Source organism: Shewanella sp. QJM3NY_23 (assembly GCF_056173105.1).
On record NZ_CM149657.1, the window covers coordinates 3,150,918 to 3,171,411 of the forward strand.

Below are 20,494 nucleotides of genomic sequence, written 5' to 3' on the forward strand. Positions count from 1 at the left end.
GGACAATCAAAAGTTAAATTGTTTTTGGACATTTCCGTGTTAGAACTTTAGCTCTATATATGTGAGTTTCAGATTAATATTTTTATGGGCTAACGCCCGGCTCACCAGCGCCCGAACCGGAGTGGATTTTGTGATAAAGTGTAGCGCAGCGGAACCACAAAAAGCCGCGCAGGTTCGGGCGTCTGCGTGGAGCCGATTGTTATACATTAGCTACCTATTTCAATGCCATTTTCTAGTGCGTATTGGACTTTGGGGTCTTTGATCATATAAATAACGCCGCCTTGGTTAGATTTATCTCCAGTTTTCTTTATTAGCCCCATATTTTCCATGGCGACTACATAGTTGCTGGTGGAGCCACCGGTCTTGGCCATCTCATTCAACTTGTTTTTAGTAAATCTATCTGAATCCAACTTCATAAGATGTTTTATATAAGAGTACACATCCATAGAATCCGCACGAGATTTCGCTTTTCTTGGATAGTACTCATAGTAATTAAACTGCCGCACAAAATCCCTAATTCCGTTGCTGACTGCCTGGCTAGATATCTTGCTTGAGCTATCTATTTCAAATTGGGATTTAATTGATTTGTCAATCAGGTGCCATAGATCGCGAGGATTTTCATTGCTCATAGCAACCAAATCGTTAAGAACTTCAATCCCATCAGGTGAAAATAGCTCTTCTATATCATTCACTTTTTTATTTGAAAACGCAGCAAGCCTTTTTCCAGTTGCTTCTTTTAGTGCTTTTTCTGTCCATGAAAGCGGCTGAAATATTAACTTTTGCGTTCTTACATTAGACTTTATTGAATTAAATGGCGTTGACCAAACAAAAAGCACTATTTTGAATGACTCATTAACCATAACTTTATTGTTGGAAGCTATACCTTCTAAGTACTTAGCAATTGATTCTGAATCATTCTTGAATCTAGGATCTTCATCAATCTTATCAACTATTACTACAATTTCTAAGATCTTGGACTTTCTTATCAGAGAGCACAGCTTGCTTAAATAAAAAAAGCTCCGTTCCTCATCTGTAAAGCTCTCATCAACCTCTGCCTCCAACCTTTTAAAATACTCTGAATTTCCTGAATCGAACTCAGGTAATGCTGAAAAATGTTTAGTAAGTGCATCACTAGCAACCTTAGTTGCTGCTTTGAGCCCATAATTGAGGACAACTCGTGAAGTGTTATATAGGCCTATAGCCGTGCGTTTTAGCGGCCCATTTTGAATTCTTTTAATCTGCTCAGTTAATTGTGCCTTTGTCGATGACTTGACAAATCGATGAAGAAACATCGAAAGGTCTGTCCGTTCATCCTTATCATATTTCCAGAGTCTCGCAGGATTGAAACTCATTGTGCGAAAGAATTCTCCGGCAATAGATTCTGTTAGAAATTCATATAATCGCTCAGGGGTATAGCTTTCTTCTAATTTTGAAAACTCTTCGATTTTCACCAGTAGTGTTCCTACTGCTTTCTTTCTCCGACTTATATCTAGGTTCAGGGCAGTTTTACCACTCCCTCTCTCGCCGGAGATAATTATTGAGCTATTCTTAATTCCTTCATCAATTACAGAGTAGTTTTGAGGCTTCTTATAGATGCTATCGCCTTTCTCCATTTCCGATTCTGCGGTATACACCGAAAAAGGGTAAGCCTGTAAACCTAGTGATTTATAATATTCCTCAAACTCCAAAGAATCTCTCCTTATGATGTATAACGCCAATATTCAGCGGCGCCCTGACAAGGGCGTCCGGTGGAGGCCCAAAGGGCCGTAACGAACTGGAATGACTGGTTATGAGTTTTACTTTTTACCGCCATCAATGACGCCCCGTAGCCAATGCAAAGGATCATCTTCTTTTGGCTCCGACTTTTGTAAACCGATGAGCGGAGTGTCGAGATCGCCTTTTAGAGATCGACTTAAATGAGTCAGGTGTTCTCGTACAATATCTGATGCTTCAAATTCATCAGCCTCGGCAATATTCTCCATGGTGCCTGCCAATGCTTCGGCATGCTCTGGGGTGAGCTGATGCAATTGAATAGCTATCAGTTGCTGGGCCAACTGTGTGGCGCGAACTTCATCATTAAGCATAGTTATTGCCTGAGCGATGATTTCAATACTCTCATCGGAATCCATGGTCTAGCTCCTTGACTCATAACAGCTTATTAGCGCGACCTTGGAAGGTACGCTACCTTGTAAGGTAGGAGGCCAAGCATGTATAGACACACTAGTAAGACTCAAAAAAATTATCGTAAATCATACAGTAAAGTAAATTCTACTTCAGCACAATACGAACAAGGTGATGTATCTGTGCAATGTATTCCTGAGCTTCGAAGAGTGATTGAAATTACAGATTACGACAATGGAGTGCCAACTACGCACACGTTAGAGTTATATAAAACCAATCGTATTGACTGCTACAGAGTAATAGTCGATGGCAAGCTTTGGAAAGAACGTATTGGGTGGAGCAACATTCTTGAAGGCATTAGAAAAGCGCTACCAAGATTATCTAGAGAATGGTAAGCCTCTAGAACAGTAGACACTGTTCTAGAATTACTAAAATTAGGTCAACAGTCCAATACAAAGCAGAGCCAGTTCAGCCATACGAAACAAGGAAAGGGGCAAAAGCTTCTTAGCCTTTAACTCACTAGTCGTATCAAATGAAGTCCAATCGAAGAAGCGTTAGAGATAGGTGTAAGCGCGGTTTTGGCCCTTGGCGGCATGGATGCCGCCGTGGAGCGTATAGGGATATATTCACAGCGAGCCAAAAGAGCGCTTGCACATAAAGCCTGCGGCAGGCTATTAATTGCCATTAAGGTGCGTTTTCATAGCACATCAATAAATGAAAATTCAGCATAACGCTGCTCAAGTAAACTTAAAAAAATGCCAAGCCTTCATTCGAAGGCCTAATCACTTAGGCTCTATCTGCTCCACCATAAACTGCAGACTCTCATTGCCCCTAAACTCATTGATGTCGAGCTTATAAGCTACCTGCGCAAATTGAATGGTCGCATCGGGCCACGTTTTTAAATCGACATTAAAGGCAATGGCATCGACCATGGTTTGGCCGCATTCGGTTTCCAGTACGAGCTTAAGGTGACGTTCGCCAACAATGCGCTGCTGCACCACTCTGAAGTAACCGTCAAATAACGGCTCTGGGAAATTCTGTCCCCAAGGGCCGGCATTACGCAATTCTTGGGCTAATGCCATCGTCATTTGATGGGGCAATAGCTCACCATCACTGACAATTTCACCGGTCAGTTGCGCGGGGGCCAGTAGCTCTCGCACCGCTTCATCATACGCCTTGGCAAAACGGTCAAATTGGCCAGCGTTAAGCGATAAGCCTGCCGCCATGGCATGGCCACCAAATTTGATGATCATACCTGGATGTCTGGTATTGATTAGCTCGAGTAAATCCCGCATATGCAGGCCTTTAATCGAGCGCGCCGAGCCTTTGATCTCGCCTTCATTAGCCTCGGCAAAGGCGATCACCGGGCGATGATATTTATCTTTAATGCGCGAAGCCAAGATACCTATCACCCCTTGGTGCCAATCGCTCTGGTAAAGCGCGATTCCCCAAGGTAAGTCAGCTTCATCTAAACTCAGCGCCTCAAGGCTTTTTAGCGCCTCTTGCTGCATATCGGCTTCAAGATCGCGCCGTTCGGCGTTTAAGCTATCGAGCTCACTGGCCATACGCCGAGCTTGCATGATGTCATCACACAGTAAGGTTTCAACCCCTAGAGCCATCTCGTCGAGCCGCCCGGCGGCGTTGAGTCTGGGGCCAACCGCAAAGCCAAAATCAGAGGCCACTATACGTGAAGTATTGCGTTTAGCGACTTCCAATAAGGCGGTGATACCGGGGCGACAACGGCCGGCTCTGACTCGCTTTAAACCGGCATCGACTAAGATACGGTTATTGGTATCGAGCGAGACCACATCGGCAACCGTGCCCAGCGCCACAATATCCAGTAAGCTGGCTAAATTTGGCTCGGCAATGGCGCGCTGTTGATACCAGCCACGGGTTCTTAATTCGGCTCTTAATGCCGACATTAAATAAAAGGCGACGCCAACGCCCGCAATCGACTTGCTGGCAAATGGGCAATCGAGTTGGTTAGGGTTCACTATGGCATCGGCAGCCGGCACCGTTTGGCCTGGCAGATGATGGTCGGTGATCACCACAGTCATGCCTAGCGCCTTGGCGGCGGCAACGCCCTCGATAGATGAGATGCCATTGTCGACAGTGATCAGCAGCTGCGCCTCTTTACGGTAAGCCACAGCAACAATCTCAGGGCTGAGGCCGTAGCCATAATCAAAGCGGTTTGGAATGAGGTAATCCACCTGCTGCGCGCCCATCATCTTCAGCGCTAACAAACAGACACTGGTAGAGGTGGCGCCATCGGCATCAAAGTCGCCCATGATAAGGATTTTACGATTATCAGCCATGGCATCGGCAATCAGCCGCGCGGCCACATCGAGGCCTTTCATGGTATTAGGCCGTAGCAAGTTAGCAAGCGCTAACTCACAGTCTGCATCACTGCAACCTCGGCTGGCGTAAACTTGCTTTAAAATAGGCGAGAGATGGGCAGGAAGATGATTATCATCCACCTTAGGGCGACGAACTATCTTATGGATCACAGCGTAAATAACCTCAACAAACAATGGCGCTAGCATAACAAAGGCGGCGGCAGAACACACAGCAAAAGTATCGATTGCTACTATCTATAAGCGCTAGATAGAAGCAGATACCGGCCACTCAATACCTGCGCGGCGAGAACCATTGCAAGTAGACACAAAAAAGGTGAGCCTAAGCTCACCTTTTAGTCACTCGATTTCGCCATTTAAGCTTATTGTACGCGCTCAAGCGCTTGCAATAATTGCCCTGGAGGCTGATAACCTGGGATCATAGTGCCATCTTCTAATACGATAGCCGGCGTGCCATTAACGCCCAGTGTTTGGCCTAAATTGTATTGCTGCGAGATGTTGGCATCGCAGTTTTTAGCCGTGTCGACCAACTTACCGCCCTTGGCATCGGTCATCGCTTTTAGCGGATCGGCCGAGCACCAAATGGCCGCCATATCGTTAGCGTTTTTCGATGGTACGCCTTGGCGTGGGAAGGCTAAATAACGTACGGTAATGCCTAAGTCGTTGTATTCATCCATTTGATTATGTAGCTTACGGCAGTAACCACAGGTGATGTCGGTAAAGACGGTCACAACGTGCTTTTCATCTTTAGCCTTATAGACCAGCATATTAGGCTCAAACTGCTTGATCATTTCGACACGAGGGCCAGCCAGCGCCGCTTCGGTGAGGTTTTTCATGCCGTTATCAAGATCGTATAAGCTACCGTGGAATAACTTACTACCATCTTGGCTAATATAAAGCACGCCACGATCGGTGATGGCTTCATAAAGGCCTGGAATTTGCGACATATTAAGGCTTTGCACTTCCACACTCAAAGTGCTGGCCAGTTTTTGCTTTAATTGCTCAGTGTTATCGACAGTGCTGTTAGCTGCTATGACAAACGGCGCGGCCACAAGGGCACATAGCAAAGTTAGAGTGCGGGTAAAGTTCATTAGATATCCTGTATTGTATTTGGACTACAACCATTAAACCAAAACAAGGTCGTGTTTATATCACTTAACACCACTCACACTTGCGGCTACATCGACAGCGAATTAAGCAGCGATTGCATCAAATTACATAAGTGGTCTGCTATATAGACCCGACTAAAGGCTGAAAAGTTACATGTTCAAAGCACGGAAAGCAAATTATTCCACCGCCTACCCTCTTGGATGGTGCGCTTGATGCAATTTAGCTAATCTGGCCTTGGCCACATGGGTATAAATTTGGGTGGTCGACAGGTCGCTATGGCCAAGCAACAACTGTACAACCCGCAAGTCGGCGCCATGATTAAGCAGATGAGTAGCAAAGGCGTGGCGGAGTGTATGAGGTGATAGGTGCACCGCAATGCCGGCCCGTAATGCATAGAGTTTAATGCGATGCCAAAAGGTTTGCCGCGTCATCATGGTGCCCCGTTTCGAGGGAAATACCACATCGCTGCTGTTGCCTTTTAACAGTTCAAAACGCGCCGACGCCAGATACTGCTCAATCTCTGTCACCGCCATCTCCCCCAGTGGCACTAATCGCTCTTTATTGCCCTTACCGACAATACGTACCACCCCTTGACGCAGGCTGAGTTGATCCAGCGTCAGCCCAACCAATTCCGACACCCGCAAACCGCTGGCATACAGTAACTCTAACATTGCCCGATCGCGACACTCGATTGGCTCATCGACATTAGGCTCACTCAGTAATCGGTCGACATCGGCTTCGCTGAGCGAATCGGGTAAGGTGCGCGCCAATTTAGGCGGTTTGATCATCGCCATGGGGTCGATAACGATGCGCTTTTTAGCCACCAAATACTGATAAAATCGTCGTAAACTACTGACGAGTCTGGCGCTGCTGGATTTAGCAAACCCAGTATCGAAGCGCTGACTGAGATACTCTCTCACCAGCACAGCGTCAACCTCGATAAGCGCTGCATGCTGGCTTTGGACAAAGCGATCAAAATGGCACAAATCGCTTCGATACGCTTGCAGTGTGTTATCGCTTAGCCCCTTCATCGACCATAGATCATCGAGAAACGGCTCGATTAAGGGGTCCATTTGATACTCTTGTTGGCTTGAAGTCACGCGGTGTCCTTATACAAAAACGGTGTTAATTCAACTGAATTAACACCGTTATCTTAAGCGATAGGCCAAGATTGTCGCAAACAACAAACGCACAATCGGGCTGATTACTTATCTACTGTGCGAACTAGATGAGCCGTGCAAGCGACCAAAGGTTAGCTCGCAGCGGTTTAAACTAGTTAATCGATGGTGGGCGCGGTTCACATTAATTGAGAACCGCGTGCGCCTTTGGGCGCTTTATCATCAAACAAGCAATAATCACGAGCCCTGTGGGCAACAACCAAGCCATGCCTTCGCTGTGCATCGGCATCACATCAAACACGCTCATGTCTAGCCCCGCCGCTTTTAGGCCATCAATGATGCCAAAAACCAGCGCCACGCTTAACACTAAACGATGAGTCATTGCTGGGCGCTCGAAATATTCAGTCAGGTAAGTCACGGCCACTAGTGCAATCGCCACCGGATAAACCGTCACGAGCACAGGAACACTGATTTTGATTAATTGCGCTAAACCAACGTTGGCCACGGTGACACACGCTAGGCTCATGATCACGACCAACAACTTATAAGACAAGCTAGGCATTAACTCATTAAAGTACTCGGCACAAGCCGATACCAGACCCACCACAGTAGTTAAACAGGCTAAGGTGACTACCGCAGCTAACAATAGCTGGCCCGTGGCACCAAATTGAACGTTAACATAATTGGTTAAAATCACGCCGCCGTTATCAGCACCCGCTGCCAAATCACCCGCGCTAGCACCAAGGTAAAATAAAGAGATATAAACAAAGGCCAAGCCTGCGGCAGCAATAAATGCAGCGCGCACTAAGTATTTAGTTTGCTCTTTTGGTGCCTCAATCCCCTTCTTACGCAAAATATCGATAATCAACATACCGAAAATAAGCGACGCTAAGGTATCCATGGTGTTGTAGCCTTCCAAAATCCCTTTCGATAACGGGCTATGTTGGTACTCGCCCACCGCTTGGCCGATATCACCACTGGGCAGCACTATGACTGAAACCGCTAAGCCAAGTAACAATAGCAACATTATGGGGGTCAGCACCTTGCCGACACTATCGAGTAATTTACCCGGAAACAGTGACAGCAACATAGCGATACCAAAGAAGATCAGGGTATACAGCAGTTGAGAGCCGTTAAGCACGAGCCCCAGCAGCGTAAAGGTGTCATCACCAAAATCAATAAAGGGCTTAAATCCCATCTCATAGGCCACTAAGCCAGCGCGGGGCGCGGCAAATGCGGGGCCAATGATGATATAAATAGCCACGGCCAACATGGTCGCAGCGACCGGAGGTAATAAGCCCATGATTTTGCCATTGGCTTTAGCCACCGCAATCAGGGTAATAAGGGGTAAGGTTACCGCTGTTAGCAAAAAACCAACCATGGCTAACGACATGTTTTCACCGGCTAAAAAGCCAGCCAATGGCGGGAAAATTAAGTTTCCCGCACCAAGAAAAAAGGCAAAGGTCATAAAGCCTAAGCCTAATGTATCGGTCATACTCATTTTATTATTCTGCACACAACGCCCCGTTAAACTGCTTTTATAATGATCTCAATCACTTGTGGAAAATCAGTCGATAATTTTCACGACATTCATTGCGTGTAAACATTTAATTACACGACCTTACGGTAAATCTAGCCGCTTTACGGCCATTTTTTGAACAACAGCAGAATCAACTAACGCCAACAATGCATTCAAACTGGATTACCTAAGCCAATTTACGGCCTTTCGCCGCAAACTGGGGGACTACTATTAGCAAAATACCTATCAATTAACAAGAAAACAGCGACCACATATGGCGATTAACACCAAAACATTAACAAACTAAAAACAGACACGTTCCACTCATTACATCAAGCTACATTTCATCATGGTTAGATCCACTGCGTTTACGCGATTCGCCTCAGCTTTGCCCGGCATTCACTATGCAGTACAATGGCGCCATTGTTTGCGCTAACGATATCCTTATGCCTTTTAGTTTTAAACAGTTTCACATAGATGACAGCCATTGCGGCATGCCCGTGAGCACCGACGGTGTGCTCTTAGGTGCTTGGGCGCCCTTGACTGAGGCAAGCAAGATTCTCGATATCGGCGCGGGCAGTGGACTCTTATCTTTGATGGCCGCCCAGCGCAGCAAGGGAAATATCACCGCTATCGAACTGGACCATGATGCCGCCATCGATTGTAACAACAACATCGATAACAGCCCGTGGGCTAGCAGAATCACCTTGATGCCACAGTGTATTAATCAATGGCTGAGCCAGCGTACGCAGCCAAGCCTATTTGATCATATTGTGTGTAATCCACCCTATTTTGACAACGGGCCTCAAGCCGCAACCAAGCGTCGCGCACTCGCTCGCCATACCCAAAGCTTAAGTTTTCAGCAGCTGTTAGACGCGATAAAAGCGCTGCTGCACCCCGAGGGACGCGCCAGTCTCATTTTGCCCACCCAAAGCCTTACGGTGTTTTTATCTCTACTCAGTGCACACCAACTGACCCTGATTAAACGTGTCGATGTGGCCAGTGTTGAAGGAAAAGCTCCCCATCGCCACCTGCTTTTGCTCGGTCATCAAGGACAAACACAGCCAATAGCATTTGACTCAGATAAACCTGAGTCATTGTGTATTCGAGATCGCAGCGGTAAGTACACCCAAGAGATGGTGGCACTGACCAAGGCGTTTTACCTCAAGCTCTAGAGGCGCTATCCGTAACTGGACCTCGATTGGCAGCTGATGGCTATCGATAAAGAGCGAAAAGTGGCTTATTGATTATCCACCAATCACTGATGACTATCCTCGCACTTGAGTCTAATTTCGGTGTATAATGCCGCGCTATTATTCACTGAGACGCAGCGCATGCAATTTGAAGATTTCCACCTTGATGAGACTTTACTGAGGTCACTCAAGGCGATGGGCCATAATACGCCCACCACCATCCAGCAACAGACCATCCCACTCGGGCTTGAGCAGCGAGACATTCTTGCACGCGCCCCAACCGGAACCGGTAAAACGGCGAGTTTTTTGCTGCCCGCGCTGCAGCATCTTATCGATTTTCCACGCCGTTTTGCAGGCCAAGCTCGGGTACTTATTTTAACCCCGACTCGTGAGCTTGCGAGCCAGATCCACCGCTATGCGTCTCACCTGGCTACCGACTTAGATTTAGATATCGCCATTATTACTGGTGGCGTGCCTTACGCACCGCAAGAGAAGGCGCTGAGTGGCAATGTCGACATTCTTGTTGCCACGCCTGGCCGTTTGATGGAATACCTCGACAAGGGGCAGTTTGATGCTCAAGAAGTTGAGATTTTAGTCATAGATGAAGCCGACCGCATGCTGGACATGGGCTTTACCTCTATCGTACAGGCCATCGCTATCGAAGCGCAGGGCCGCAAACAGAACATGTTATTCTCGGCCACACTCGAGGGCGGTGGTGTTAGCCGTTTCGCTCAAGAGCTGCTGACCGATCCTGTCACTATCGAAACAAAGCCGCCGCGCAGCGAAAAAGCCAAAATCCATCAGTGGATCCATTTGGCCGACGATAAAGAGCATAAATTCGCCTTGCTGTGCAACATCTTGCAACGTGAAGATGTGACCCGCGCCATCGTATTCGTTAAAACCCGTGAAGTGGTTGCCAGCCTCGAAGGCCAGCTTAAGCGCGTAGGCATTGATTGCGCCTTTATGCGCGGTGATATGGAGCAAAAAGCACGCTTTCAAGCCCTAGGGCGTTTCACCAAAGGTGAAGTCAGAGTGCTACTGGCTACCGATGTTGCCGCGCGTGGTATTGATGTTGACGATATCAGCCACGTGATTAACTTCGATATGCCACGTTCAGCCGACACCTATGTGCACCGTATCGGACGCACAGGGCGCGCCGGTAACAAAGGCACCGCCATTTCACTGGCCGAAGCCCATGATATGCGCATTGTCGCTAAGATTGAGCGCTATATTGAACAACCTTTAAAACGCCGCGTTATTGAAGGCTTACGCCCAAAACATAAAGAGGCTCGTCCACCGTCAAAGAAAAAAGGCAAAGCGGTCGACAAAAAGGTCAGTAAAAAATTTAAAGCCGGCAAAAAGAAAAAGTAACTCACTCGGTTACACTTTGCTGACAACTTAAAAAGCGCCCATCACGGGCGCTTTTTTGTATCGTTAATTTAGCGTTTAGCCGTTGCGCAATCATCAAGATCAACATGTTAACGCCATTTTGACACATTTTAGTTACAAAAAGACGTTTGCCCTAGGTGCAGACTCTGGTAATTTAACAGCCAACGCAATGCAGCATGGAACCGCATCAAGGCAATGATAAAAATAATTCTTCGTAGAACGCTTCCGCCTATTCTTATTCTGGCCCTTTTTGGTGGATTAGCAGCGCTGCTTATAAGCACCAAAGAGGCCCCCGAGCAAAAGCCCGATGAGATCCCCATTCCGATTGTCGATGTGATGACGGTGACCCAGCAAACGGTGTCGTTAAATCTGCCCTCTTATGGCGTGGTCAATCCCAAGAACCGTACCCAGCTGGTGACCGAAGTTCAGGGGCGTATGCTGACTATTTCCGACAAATTTGTTGCCGGTGGCATAGTTAAAAGCGGCGATATACTGGCCGAGATTGAACCCTCAGACTACCAAGCCGACCTGATCCAAGCGCAGGCCACACTCGCTCAAGCCAAAGCCCTGCTCGATGAAGAGATCGCCCGCGGTCAGGTGGCAAAAAAGGACTGGGAAGATTATGACAGCGGCGCCGCCCCCGAATTGGGCCTGCGTTTACCGCAACTGAAAAAAGAGCAAGCTAACGTCAAATTTGCCGAGGCCGCTTTAGCCCGCGCTCAGCGAAACTTAGCCCGAACCGTCATTCGCGCCCCCTTCGATGGCATCATCAAGGTGAGACATGTCGACCTTGGCCAGTATGTTACCTTAGGCACTAACCTTGGTGAACTTTACGATACCCGCACCGCCGAAATACGTCTGCCATTGGCCAACAGTGAGCTGGCCTATCTAGAGTCGGTAGATAACCCAGATACTGAAGTGACCTTAAGCGCCGAACTGGCTGGGCGCACTGTGTATTGGACAGGCAAAATTGTGCGTAGCGAGGGAGTGATCGACGCCGATAATCGCATGGTGTATTTGGTCGCCGAAATTAAAGATCCCTACCTTAGAGACAACAAACAACCTGGGCAACTGCCGTTAAAATTTGGCAGTTTTGTCACCGCCGTGATTAAAGGCCGCACCGTTGAGGGCATAGTCAAACTGCCGCGCCATATTGTACGCAACTCTCAGGTGGCAATCGTGCGAGATGACAATACCTTAGAGATGCGCAGCGTCAATGTGGTTCGTAGCGATATGGACAATGTCTATATCAAAGACAGCCTAGTGGATGGCGAGCGCATTTCACTGACCACCATCAACAATATGACCACCGGCCAGCTAGTTAAGGTGATAGGCGAGCAAGCTGATGACAACTCGAAGCGCGATAGCGAGCCAACGCCAGCTCCCACCACATTAATGGCAGCAGGTGATCAGTAATGGATACCCAAAAAGGCATTATCGCTTGGTTTGCCCGTAACAGTGTTGCCGCCAACTTATTGATGATTATTTTATTGATTGGCGGGCTCTTTAGTACCGTGTTGATCAATAAAGAGGTGTTCCCCTCATTCGAACTCAACTACTTGCAGATCTCGGTCGCCTACCCAGGCGCCGCGCCGCAAGAGATTGAAGAAGGGATAAACATTAAAATTGAAGAAGCAATTCAAGATATTAGCGGCATTAAAAAAGTTACCTCCGTCGCCAGCGAAGGCTTTGGTAATGTGACCATAGAGGTTGCCGATGGCTTCGATCCGCAAGATATTCTTGATGAAGCCAAGTTGAATATCGATGCTATCTCCACCTTCCCCGACAATATCGAAAAACCCAATATTTTTCGCATTAAGCCAGAAAACAATGTGATTTGGGTGTCTGTGTATGGCGAGATGGATCTGCACCAGATGAAAGAGCTGGCAAAAAGCATTCGTGACGATCTCACCATGCTGCCTGCCGTCACCCGCGCTCAGGTCACTGGCGTACGTGAATATGAGATCAGTATCGAGCTGTCAGAAGACAAACTGCGGGAATACAATTTAAGTTTTGCCCAAGTCGCTCAAGCGGTGCGTAACTCCTCTATCGATCTGCCCGGCGGCTCTATTCGCGCCGAAGATGGAGACATACTTCTGCGCACCAAAGGCCAAGCCTATACTGGTGATGATTTTGCCCAAATTGTGGTGAGCACTCGCCCCGACGGCAGCCGTGTCATGCTCCCCCAAGTGGCGACCATTCGTGATGGCTTCGAAGACCGTCTGGAATACACCCGCTTTAATGGCAAACCGGCGGCCATTATCGAAGTGTTGAGTGTCGATGATCAAAATGCACTGGATATCTCATCGCAGGTCAAAGAGTACATAGAGCAGCGCCGCGCCAGTTTGCCAGCCAATGCCCAATTAGATACCTGGGGCGACCTGACCCATTACCTCAAGGGTCGCTTAAACATGATGATATCAAACATGTTTTATGGCGCCCTATTGGTGTTTATCATTTTGGCCCTGTTCCTAGAGTTGAAATTGGCCTTTTGGGTGATGATGGGCTTACCAGTGTGTTTTCTGGGGGCGATGTTTATTATGCCGCTAGAGCCCTTCTCTTTATCCATCAACATGTTGACCCTATTTGCCTTTATCTTGGTGCTGGGGATAGTGGTCGATGATGCCATTGTCATCGGCGAGAGCGCCTATACCGAAATTGAGCGCCATGGTCACTCGCTGGACAATGTGGTTAAAGGCGCACAAAAAGTGGCTATGCCCGCCACCTTTGGGGTACTGACCACCATCGCCGCTTTTATGCCTATGGTGATGGTGTCTGGCCCGATGGCCATTATTTGGAAGTCGATAGGCTTGGTGGTGATCCTCTGTTTAGCCTTCTCCTTGGTGGAGTCAAAACTGATTTTACCCGCCCATTTAGCGCACATGAAACCGAGTCGCCCCAACCCTAACCCCAATGCGTTTGTGCGCTTTAAGCTGGCACTAAACAACAAGGTTCAACACTTTATTCACCATAAATATCGGGGTTTTATCGAGCGTTGTATCAAGCATAGATACAATGTGGTCGCCACCTTTGTTGGGGTGTTGATCCTCTCCATCGCCTTGGTGGAAAGCGGTAAAGTGCGCTGGGTCTTCTTTCCCGATATTCCCTCTGATTTTATTCAGGTACGACTGGAAATGGATGTGGGCAGCTCTGAAGCCAACACCTTAAAAGTGGTTAAAGAGATTGAAAGCGCTCTGTATCGCATGAACGATGAGATGGAAGCCGAATATGGCTACCCCGTGGTTAAACATAGCTTTATCAATATGAGCTCGCGTACCTCGGCCTTTATCTTTGCCGAGCTGACCAAAGGGGAAGACAGAGAAGTTGATGGCGTGACCATCGCGTCCGCTTGGCGTGAGGCATTGCCAGAGCTGATTTCGGTTAAAAAGCTCAACATTAACGCCAGCACCAACGACGCCGGCGGTGATATCTCCTTTAGGTTGACCTCTAGCGATCTTGAGCAACTCGCCCTGGCCGCCAATGACTTAAAACAGAAGCTGCGCACCTATGAAGGGGTGTATGACATTTCGGATAACTACTCGTCGGGTAGCCATGAAATTCGTTTGTCGATAAAACCGGCCGCCGAGGCGCTAGGCTTAACCCTGGCCGATCTGGCTAGCCAAGTGCGTTACGGCTTCTACGGCTTTGAGGCGCAGCGGATCTTGCGCAATAAAGAAGAAGTCAAAGTGATGGTGCGCTACCCACTTGAGCAGCGCCGCACCGTGGGCCATCTTGAAAATATGATGATCCGCACACCTCAAGGCACCTCGGTGCCCTTCTCTAGCGTGGCCAATATAGAGCTAGGTGATTCCTACTCCTCCATCACGCGAGTCGACGGTCGACGGGCGATTACCGTAAGCGCCAACGCCAATACCACGATTGTCGAACCCGCCAAAGTGGTGGCTGAGATCCAAGAGGAGTTTTTACCGCAACTGCAGAGTAAATACCCGCATATCTCCAGCACCTTAGATGGCGGTAGCGCCGACGAACAAAGTGCGATGGTGGGCCTGATCCAAGGCTTCTTCTTTGCCATGTTTACCATCTATGCCTTGATGGCGATTCCGCTTAAATCCTACAGCCAACCTTTGATCATCATGTCGGTTATCCCCTTTGGCATAATTGGCGCGCTGTTTGGTCACTTTATTTTGGGATTATCCATGAGCGTGCTCAGCCTCTGTGGCATCGTCGCGTTGGCGGGCGTGGTGGTGAATGACTCGTTGATCTTGGTCGATTTTGTTAATCGCTCACGCCAGCAAGGCTTATCTTTGGTGCAATCGGCCATTGATGCCGGTTGCTATCGCTTTAGGGCGATTATCTTAACCTCGCTGACCACCTTTGTCGGCTTAGTGCCCATCATCATGGAAAAGAGCTTACAAGCTAAGATAGTGATCCCTATGGCCACCTCATTGGCCTTTGGTATTTTATTCTCGACCGTGGTGACGCTAATTTTAGTCCCAGTGCTCTATATTATTCTCGATGATATTAAGCGCACAGCACGCCGCCTCTTCCAGTGGTGGTGGCAGCCTAAAACCGATGAGGTGATTGAGCCTTAAACCGCTGGCAAACAGGGAGGCATTGCCTCCCTTTTTGATCTAATCGCCATTTTCAATCGCTTAAAGTCGCTACACTGTCCTCTTTACCCCATCAGCTCGGGCAACGTCACCTATCATGAGTCAATCAACCCTAGTCTACGATATTCGTAACAGCCGCTACCTTAACATCACCGGGCGTTGCACCTTACGTTGCCAATTTTGCCCAAAACACAATGGCAGCAAGCAGATCCACGACTATCAGTTAGCCTTAGACCATCAACCTAAGGCACAGGAGCTTATCCCTCTGCTAGGGGAGGTTAGCCACTTCGATGAATATGTGTTTTGCGGCTATGGCGAGCCCACCTTAAATCTGGCCACCCTGCTCGAGGTTGCCGGCGCAATCAAAAGCCAAGGCGGCAAAGTTAGAGTCAATACCGATGGCTTAGGCAATCTGTTTCACCGGCGTAATATTTTGCCTGAGTTAGCCCCTGTCGTTGACGCGCTATCGATTTCACTTAATGCCGATACTGAAGCGGCGTACCTTCGCCACTGCCAGCCTAAACTCAAAGGCGCCTACCAAGCCGTAAATGAGTTTATAAAACTGGCGCCGCAGTATATCGCCAAGGTGCAAGTGTCGGCCATTGATGGCTTAGAAGGTGTCGATATTGTGCGCTGTAAACAGATAGTGCTGGCCGCCAATGCCGAATTTAAACACCGACATTTAGGCGTAGTCGGCTAGCGGCCTTAAGCAGACAATAAGGCATTAGCGAGGCGCATTTGCGCCGAAAAGGTAACCCAATCTAACACCGACTAATCCATGGATATCGTCACGGGTGTTAGTCAATTGTAAGTCACTGTGTTAAGCCGTGAGAATCTGCTAATATAGCCGCAAAAGTAATTAGACAATGACACTCGATGCTGACGCAAAAACTTCCACTATTGATCACAGGGCAAGGACTTCACTGGTCACCGCAACGGATTTTCTCCGTGGCAACACAGATCATTATTTTGCTGATCAGTTCGATTCTATTGACCAATGTGATCGTTACCCTAGGCGAGCGTCGCCTGCAGGAAGATTGGGCCGCACAACGATATAGCGAGCTGCAATCGGTTGGCAGCCTGATTGCCGATAGAGTGACATTTCAAAAGTTTAGAACTCAGATGTTTGCTAACTCTGAGCTGCTCAAAAACTATCTCACCAACCCAAGCGAAGCCGGCCAGCAACAGCTGCAACAAAACTGGCAGTTAATGACAGGTAATATTCCTGAGCTGTTCGATATCGCCTTGTTCGATCCTCAAGGTACCTTTAAATTTTCAGCGGCCAGCGAAATCGCCTATCAGGCATTACCCTCCTCATTATTAGGCGGGGCTAGCAGCATGGGCGGTGGTGAAGTTTACACCTCACCACTGGATTTTACTCAGGTCGATGGCAAGATAGAACCCTATCTGTATCAACTGGCATGGCTCGAAAATCCTGATCTGAGTGTGCGAGGCTACCTCGTTACCTACCAATCCATGACGCGCATGCTCAAAAGCATTAAACCCGCATATTCTAGCGAAGAGTCGCCGCTATTGATGGTCGATACCCAAGGTTTACTCTATGCTGGTGTTAAAAATAAACCCACTATCAATCGTATCCCCGAGACATTGGGCGCCAGTTTACGCCTAAGCTATCCGGCGCTATGGCGTAAAATGGTCACCAGCAATTTTGGCCAGTTTCATGGTGATGATGCCACCTTTGTTTACTTAAAAATTGAGCTAACAACCCAATATGAAACCCGCCGGGAGTATTACTTAGTCTCCTATGTGCGCAACGATGCGATTGCCGCCGATTTTTATGAATGGCGTAATATTGTCATTATTGGCTCGGTAGTATTGACCTTACTGTCGCTGGGATTGATCTTGCTGGTGCATGCCTATCGCATTGCGCAGCGTTCACGGGAATTTAGTATCGATCTCGCCAATCGGCTGTTTCATCAAGATACTGGCTGCATCATCATCAATGACCATAATCGAGTTGTTACCGCCAACGAACAAGCCGCCAGATTATTAAATATCCCCCTAGATGAGCTGTCGGACCGTAATTTACAGCGCATCTTGCAAATGGAAGATGAGGACTATGCGGCGATATTAGTGCAGCTTAATGAACATAAAAAATGGCACGATGTTATCGATTTTGAAGAGCAATGTGGTCACTGTCTTGCCGTCACCATAACCAGTGCACAGCGCCCAGCTAAAAAAGGCAACTACCTGCTAGTGACCTTTAGCGATGTGACCGAGTTAAAACAAGCACAAAAGCAAGCCAACCTTAATCGCCTCCTTAATGATAATGCGGTGGCGAGCGCCTTAGTGTTAGTCAATGGCGATCTTACCCTCGCCAATGAAGCATTTATGCAGTTAGTGTCGATTCATGACATCACTAATCAGAACCTCACCGAGCTACTCAATAACGATTTGAGTTCGCAGTGGCCGCGCATTACCCAGCAAATTTTGCTGCAAGGTAGCTGGAAAGGGCAAATCTTATGTGATCCCAATAGCCATGAGAACACTTGCCTGCAAGCCACCTTAAAAGGGCATCTAGACGCTGCTGGCGAGATAGAATATATCGTCTGCACCTTAGAGCAGGCCCAAAAGCGGGCGTTACTGCAAGACCGAGGCGATTTTATTCCCCATCGCAGCACCATCTTAGTTAACCTGCGGGATTTAGACGATTACTTTAAATCGCTGACACCTAAGAGTCGCGATAACTCCAGCCTACTGTTAATCGATATTACCGCCGAAAGCATGCTCAGCCATATGAGTGATATTGGTCAGTTAGAAAGCCGCCAGCGCGAAGTGGAGATCCACATATTAAAGTCGCTGCCTGTGGGCTATCAAATGTCGCATTGGCAACTGGGAAAAGTGATTATTATCTTACCAGACACTAGCTCAGATGCGGCGCATCATTTTGCCGTTAAGTCACTCAACAGCCTCAATGACATCGGCCTTGGCACAGGTATTTGCATGGGGATAGCCAGCTATCAAGCAGGGCAAAACCTAGAGCAATACTTAAGTAATGCCGAGGTCGCCCTGCAGCGAGCAAAACAGATTGGCGAGCAAAGTATTTGCCAAGCCTATACGCGTCACGGCGCTACAGATAAAAAATAGCGCGTATAACGACTATTGATGTGCCTTGATGATGTAATCCTCTAAACAGCGCTGTAACCAAAACGGCGTGGTCACTTTGCCGCTGGCATCTAACTTCAGCCATAGATAAACCGTGGGATGGCTGAAGTTTTCTAACAGTAACTTGTCTTGCAGATAATCTAGTTTTTGTGCATGTAATCCATTGATGTTTCTTAAAAAATCAACCGCGCCCTGCACCCCGATAATAATGATGGCATCTGAGCTCAATAGGCTGTTTGCCGCGCTGCCCAGATCGGGCGCCGTGGCATATAACTGCAGTTGTTTGCCTACGCGTTTGGCATAGCAGCCAAGGGGCGACTTATTGGCAGGAAAAGGCATAGTGATTAACTTCACTAGCGGATAGTCAATCATGTTATCGATATTGGGCGCTTGCCAAATAGGGTGCTCTTTACGTGCCACAAGATAACCACCGCGATGTTGAATAATCGATTTTGACAAGATAGCGCGATTATCTGCTCGCTCGAAACTGATGGCCGCATCAAGCTCATCATTTAATAACTGCTGAGCCGTGCCCTCGCCCCATGGCGTTGTAGCCACCATCATATCGGCCTCACTCACCGCTAACGCTGCCTGCTTGATACTTTGGGTTAAATTGATCTCCAGTTGCGGCACGGTCGCCACCTCGACATTAGCCGCCATCACCCCTTTGCCGCCTCTCACCAGATGGTCGACCTCTTGGCTACAGGCCATCATTTGGCAAAAAATGGGGTAGAGATTATGCGCCGTTTCGGTCGCCTGAAATTGACTCTCGCGGCGAATAAACAAGGGATCATCAAATACCGCCCTAAGGGCCGCCAATGCTCGGCTCACTTTGGGCTGCGACAGATCTAGATGATTTGCCACCTCGATAGCATTTTTTCTCACATAGACTAGGCAAAAAATCTCTAAGGTGGCTAACGAAATATCGAGTAATTTATCTTTTGGCATCAATGGCTCCATCACAATGTAGGATCACATTGCCTTGAATGTAAGACGCTATCTCAGCCTCAACCCACAGGTTCGCTTGATTGCCCTGCCTCAGTTTGGTCAGGTAATGACGATGGCCGTCTGCGCGTAAATTAAGGAGTCGATTTTGATCTTCAGGCAAGGCGACCGCATGCAGCTTGGCTTTGGCACATAAAAACGCAACCGCATCGCGATAACAGATCAAGGCTAAGGCATCGCTACGCTCAAGCTGGATCATCAAATCTGCCAACAGACACACCTTGGCAACCATGTTAATTGACCGCCCTTTATCTAAGGCATACATCGCCAGCGGATCGTGCCCTTGCTCAAACTCATGGCCATTAAAACTAATATAAGGGTACTTGAGCATAGTATCGACATCGATACGGCTGTCGCCCTTAAAAATAGGATGTTGTTGATTACCCACCACCACATAGGCATTGGCTTTAGCGACAAATTCCGACGACAAACGCTCGGAATTATGGGCTTCAAAGGTCACCGCTAAATCCACCTCTAAGCGGTTTAACAGCTTATCGATATCATTGCTACAGGGCTTAATATTAAAGCAGTATTGCAGCTTTAATTGCGACGCTTTATCTTGCAGATAACTGAGTAAATTAAGCGATAATGGCGGCGGGCAGGTAATGGTCATCTGCTGGGTCACCTGTGTATTTACCGGTTGCGACAAGGCCAAACTGGTCTCAGATAGGGTGAGCAACTGTTTTAAGTGAGGATAAATCGTCTTTGCGAATGGGGTATGCTCAAAACCATGTTGCTTACGAATAAACAAAGGCTCATCGAACGAGTGGCGTAAGGCTTTTAAACTGCGACTAATTTTTGATGTCGCCACACCTAATTGCTGCGCGACTTCGGTAGAGCTTAATGTTTCAAACAATAATACAAAGACTTTAATGTTAAATAGACTATTGGTATTAACTCGACTCATGCCTCTCCTTTTTCAGGATCCATGTCACCTATATTGACTAATCGCCTAGCTTACTAACCGCTTAGATGACTAATCGCTTAG

At 47.8% G+C, this 20,494-nt stretch carries 15 protein-coding genes; 7 read left to right on the plus strand and 8 right to left on the minus strand.

The window, feature by feature from the left end; all coding sequences use genetic code 11:
- Nucleotides 1–206: 206 nt before the first annotated feature.
- Together AC0VXX_RS13990 and AC0VXX_RS13995 are read right to left on the minus strand one after the other, a co-directional pair.
- Nucleotides 207–1,688 carry a P-loop ATPase, Sll1717 family gene (locus tag AC0VXX_RS13990; protein ID WP_475514736.1) on the minus strand — a complete coding sequence of 494 codons (1,482 nt, stop codon included), beginning with the start codon at nt 1,686–1,688 and terminating at the stop codon, nt 207–209.
- Nucleotides 1,689–1,796: 108 nt separating this feature from the next.
- Nucleotides 1,797–2,129, minus strand: coding sequence for a hypothetical protein (locus tag AC0VXX_RS13995; RefSeq protein WP_475514737.1), 333 nt, complete (start codon nt 2,127–2,129; stop codon nt 1,797–1,799).
- 78 nt (nt 2,130–2,207) lie between these two features.
- Here AC0VXX_RS13995 and AC0VXX_RS14000 point away from each other — a divergent pair, with 78 nt between their 5' ends.
- Nucleotides 2,208–2,516 carry a hypothetical protein gene (locus AC0VXX_RS14000; RefSeq protein WP_115407322.1) on the plus strand — a complete coding sequence of 103 codons (309 nt, stop codon included), beginning with the start codon at nt 2,208–2,210 and terminating at the stop codon, nt 2,514–2,516.
- A 387-nt stretch (nt 2,517–2,903) separates the two neighbouring features.
- On the opposite strand, the gene recJ is transcribed toward AC0VXX_RS14000, so the two are convergent.
- The 4 genes from recJ to brnQ all read right to left on the minus strand — a co-directional run bounded on the left by recJ (nt 2,904) and on the right by brnQ (nt 8,219).
- Entirely contained in the window at nt 2,904–4,628 is a 1,725-nt protein-coding gene (gene recJ, locus AC0VXX_RS14005; protein ID WP_475514738.1) for a single-stranded-DNA-specific exonuclease RecJ, read from the minus strand.
- Between the two features lie 209 nt (nt 4,629–4,837).
- Entirely contained in the window at nt 4,838–5,566 is a 729-nt protein-coding gene (gene dsbC, locus AC0VXX_RS14010) for a bifunctional protein-disulfide isomerase/oxidoreductase DsbC (RefSeq protein WP_475514739.1), read from the minus strand.
- 207 nt (nt 5,567–5,773) lie between these two features.
- Nucleotides 5,774–6,658: a site-specific tyrosine recombinase XerD gene (xerD, locus tag AC0VXX_RS14015; protein ID WP_475517039.1), complete on the minus strand. Its 885-nt coding sequence runs from the start codon at nt 6,656–6,658 to the stop codon at nt 5,774–5,776.
- Nucleotides 6,659–6,887: 229 nt separating this feature from the next.
- Complete coding sequence (gene brnQ, locus AC0VXX_RS14020) at nt 6,888–8,219, minus strand: branched-chain amino acid transport system II carrier protein (protein WP_475514740.1); 1,332 nt, start codon at nt 8,217–8,219, stop codon at nt 6,888–6,890.
- 449 nt (nt 8,220–8,668) lie between these two features.
- Between brnQ and AC0VXX_RS14025 the strand changes: the two genes are divergently transcribed.
- From AC0VXX_RS14025 to AC0VXX_RS14050, 6 genes are all read left to right on the plus strand, one after another.
- A complete protein-coding gene (locus tag AC0VXX_RS14025) occupies nt 8,669–9,397 on the plus strand; it encodes a tRNA1(Val) (adenine(37)-N6)-methyltransferase (protein WP_475517040.1) in 729 nt (242 codons plus the stop codon).
- A 159-nt stretch (nt 9,398–9,556) separates the two neighbouring features.
- Nucleotides 9,557–10,786 carry an ATP-dependent RNA helicase SrmB gene (gene srmB / locus AC0VXX_RS14030; protein WP_475517041.1) on the plus strand — a complete coding sequence of 410 codons (1,230 nt, stop codon included), beginning with the start codon at nt 9,557–9,559 and terminating at the stop codon, nt 10,784–10,786.
- Nucleotides 10,787–10,999: 213 nt separating this feature from the next.
- Complete coding sequence (locus tag AC0VXX_RS14035; RefSeq protein WP_475514741.1) at nt 11,000–12,220, plus strand: efflux RND transporter periplasmic adaptor subunit; 1,221 nt, start codon at nt 11,000–11,002, stop codon at nt 12,218–12,220.
- A complete protein-coding gene (locus AC0VXX_RS14040; protein ID WP_475514742.1) occupies nt 12,220–15,357 on the plus strand; it encodes an efflux RND transporter permease subunit in 3,138 nt (1,045 codons plus the stop codon). Before AC0VXX_RS14035 ends, AC0VXX_RS14040 begins: the two co-directional genes overlap by 1 nt.
- A gap of 115 nt (nt 15,358–15,472) precedes the next feature.
- Nucleotides 15,473–16,075 carry a TatD family nuclease-associated radical SAM protein gene (locus tag AC0VXX_RS14045; protein ID WP_475514743.1) on the plus strand — a complete coding sequence of 201 codons (603 nt, stop codon included), beginning with the start codon at nt 15,473–15,475 and terminating at the stop codon, nt 16,073–16,075.
- A 176-nt stretch (nt 16,076–16,251) separates the two neighbouring features.
- Nucleotides 16,252–18,483 carry a PAS domain-containing protein gene (locus AC0VXX_RS14050; protein ID WP_475514744.1) on the plus strand — a complete coding sequence of 744 codons (2,232 nt, stop codon included), beginning with the start codon at nt 16,252–16,254 and terminating at the stop codon, nt 18,481–18,483.
- Nucleotides 18,484–18,495: 12 nt separating this feature from the next.
- On the opposite strand, the gene AC0VXX_RS14055 is transcribed toward AC0VXX_RS14050, so the two are convergent.
- Together AC0VXX_RS14055 and AC0VXX_RS14060 are read right to left on the minus strand one after the other, a co-directional pair.
- Nucleotides 18,496–19,449: a LysR family transcriptional regulator gene (locus tag AC0VXX_RS14055; protein WP_475514745.1), complete on the minus strand. Its 954-nt coding sequence runs from the start codon at nt 19,447–19,449 to the stop codon at nt 18,496–18,498.
- A complete protein-coding gene (locus AC0VXX_RS14060; protein ID WP_475514746.1) occupies nt 19,436–20,413 on the minus strand; it encodes a LysR family transcriptional regulator in 978 nt (325 codons plus the stop codon). The genes AC0VXX_RS14055 and AC0VXX_RS14060 overlap by 14 nt, the downstream gene beginning before the upstream one ends.
- Nucleotides 20,414–20,494: the final 81 nt, after the last annotated feature.

Coding starts and splice junctions, on each gene's coding strand:
- AC0VXX_RS14060 (WP_475514746.1), bottom strand. CDS start 20,413: ATGAGTCGAGTTAATACCAATAGTCTATTTAACATTAAAGTCTTTGTA.
- srmB (WP_475517041.1), top strand. CDS start 9,557: ATGCAATTTGAAGATTTCCACCTTGATGAGACTTTACTGAGGTCACTC.
- AC0VXX_RS14055 (WP_475514745.1), bottom strand. CDS start 19,449: ATGCCAAAAGATAAATTACTCGATATTTCGTTAGCCACCTTAGAGATT.
- AC0VXX_RS14035 (WP_475514741.1), top strand. CDS start 11,000: ATGATAAAAATAATTCTTCGTAGAACGCTTCCGCCTATTCTTATTCTG.
- AC0VXX_RS14000 (WP_115407322.1), top strand. CDS start 2,208: ATGTATAGACACACTAGTAAGACTCAAAAAAATTATCGTAAATCATAC.
- AC0VXX_RS14025 (WP_475517040.1), top strand. CDS start 8,669: ATGCCTTTTAGTTTTAAACAGTTTCACATAGATGACAGCCATTGCGGC.
- dsbC (WP_475514739.1), bottom strand. CDS start 5,566: ATGAACTTTACCCGCACTCTAACTTTGCTATGTGCCCTTGTGGCCGCG.
- xerD (WP_475517039.1), bottom strand. CDS start 6,658: ATGGACCCCTTAATCGAGCCGTTTCTCGATGATCTATGGTCGATGAAG.
- AC0VXX_RS14040 (WP_475514742.1), top strand. CDS start 12,220: ATGGATACCCAAAAAGGCATTATCGCTTGGTTTGCCCGTAACAGTGTT.
- AC0VXX_RS14050 (WP_475514744.1), top strand. CDS start 16,252: ATGCTGACGCAAAAACTTCCACTATTGATCACAGGGCAAGGACTTCAC.
- AC0VXX_RS13995 (WP_475514737.1), bottom strand. CDS start 2,129: ATGGATTCCGATGAGAGTATTGAAATCATCGCTCAGGCAATAACTATG.
- AC0VXX_RS14045 (WP_475514743.1), top strand. CDS start 15,473: ATGAGTCAATCAACCCTAGTCTACGATATTCGTAACAGCCGCTACCTT.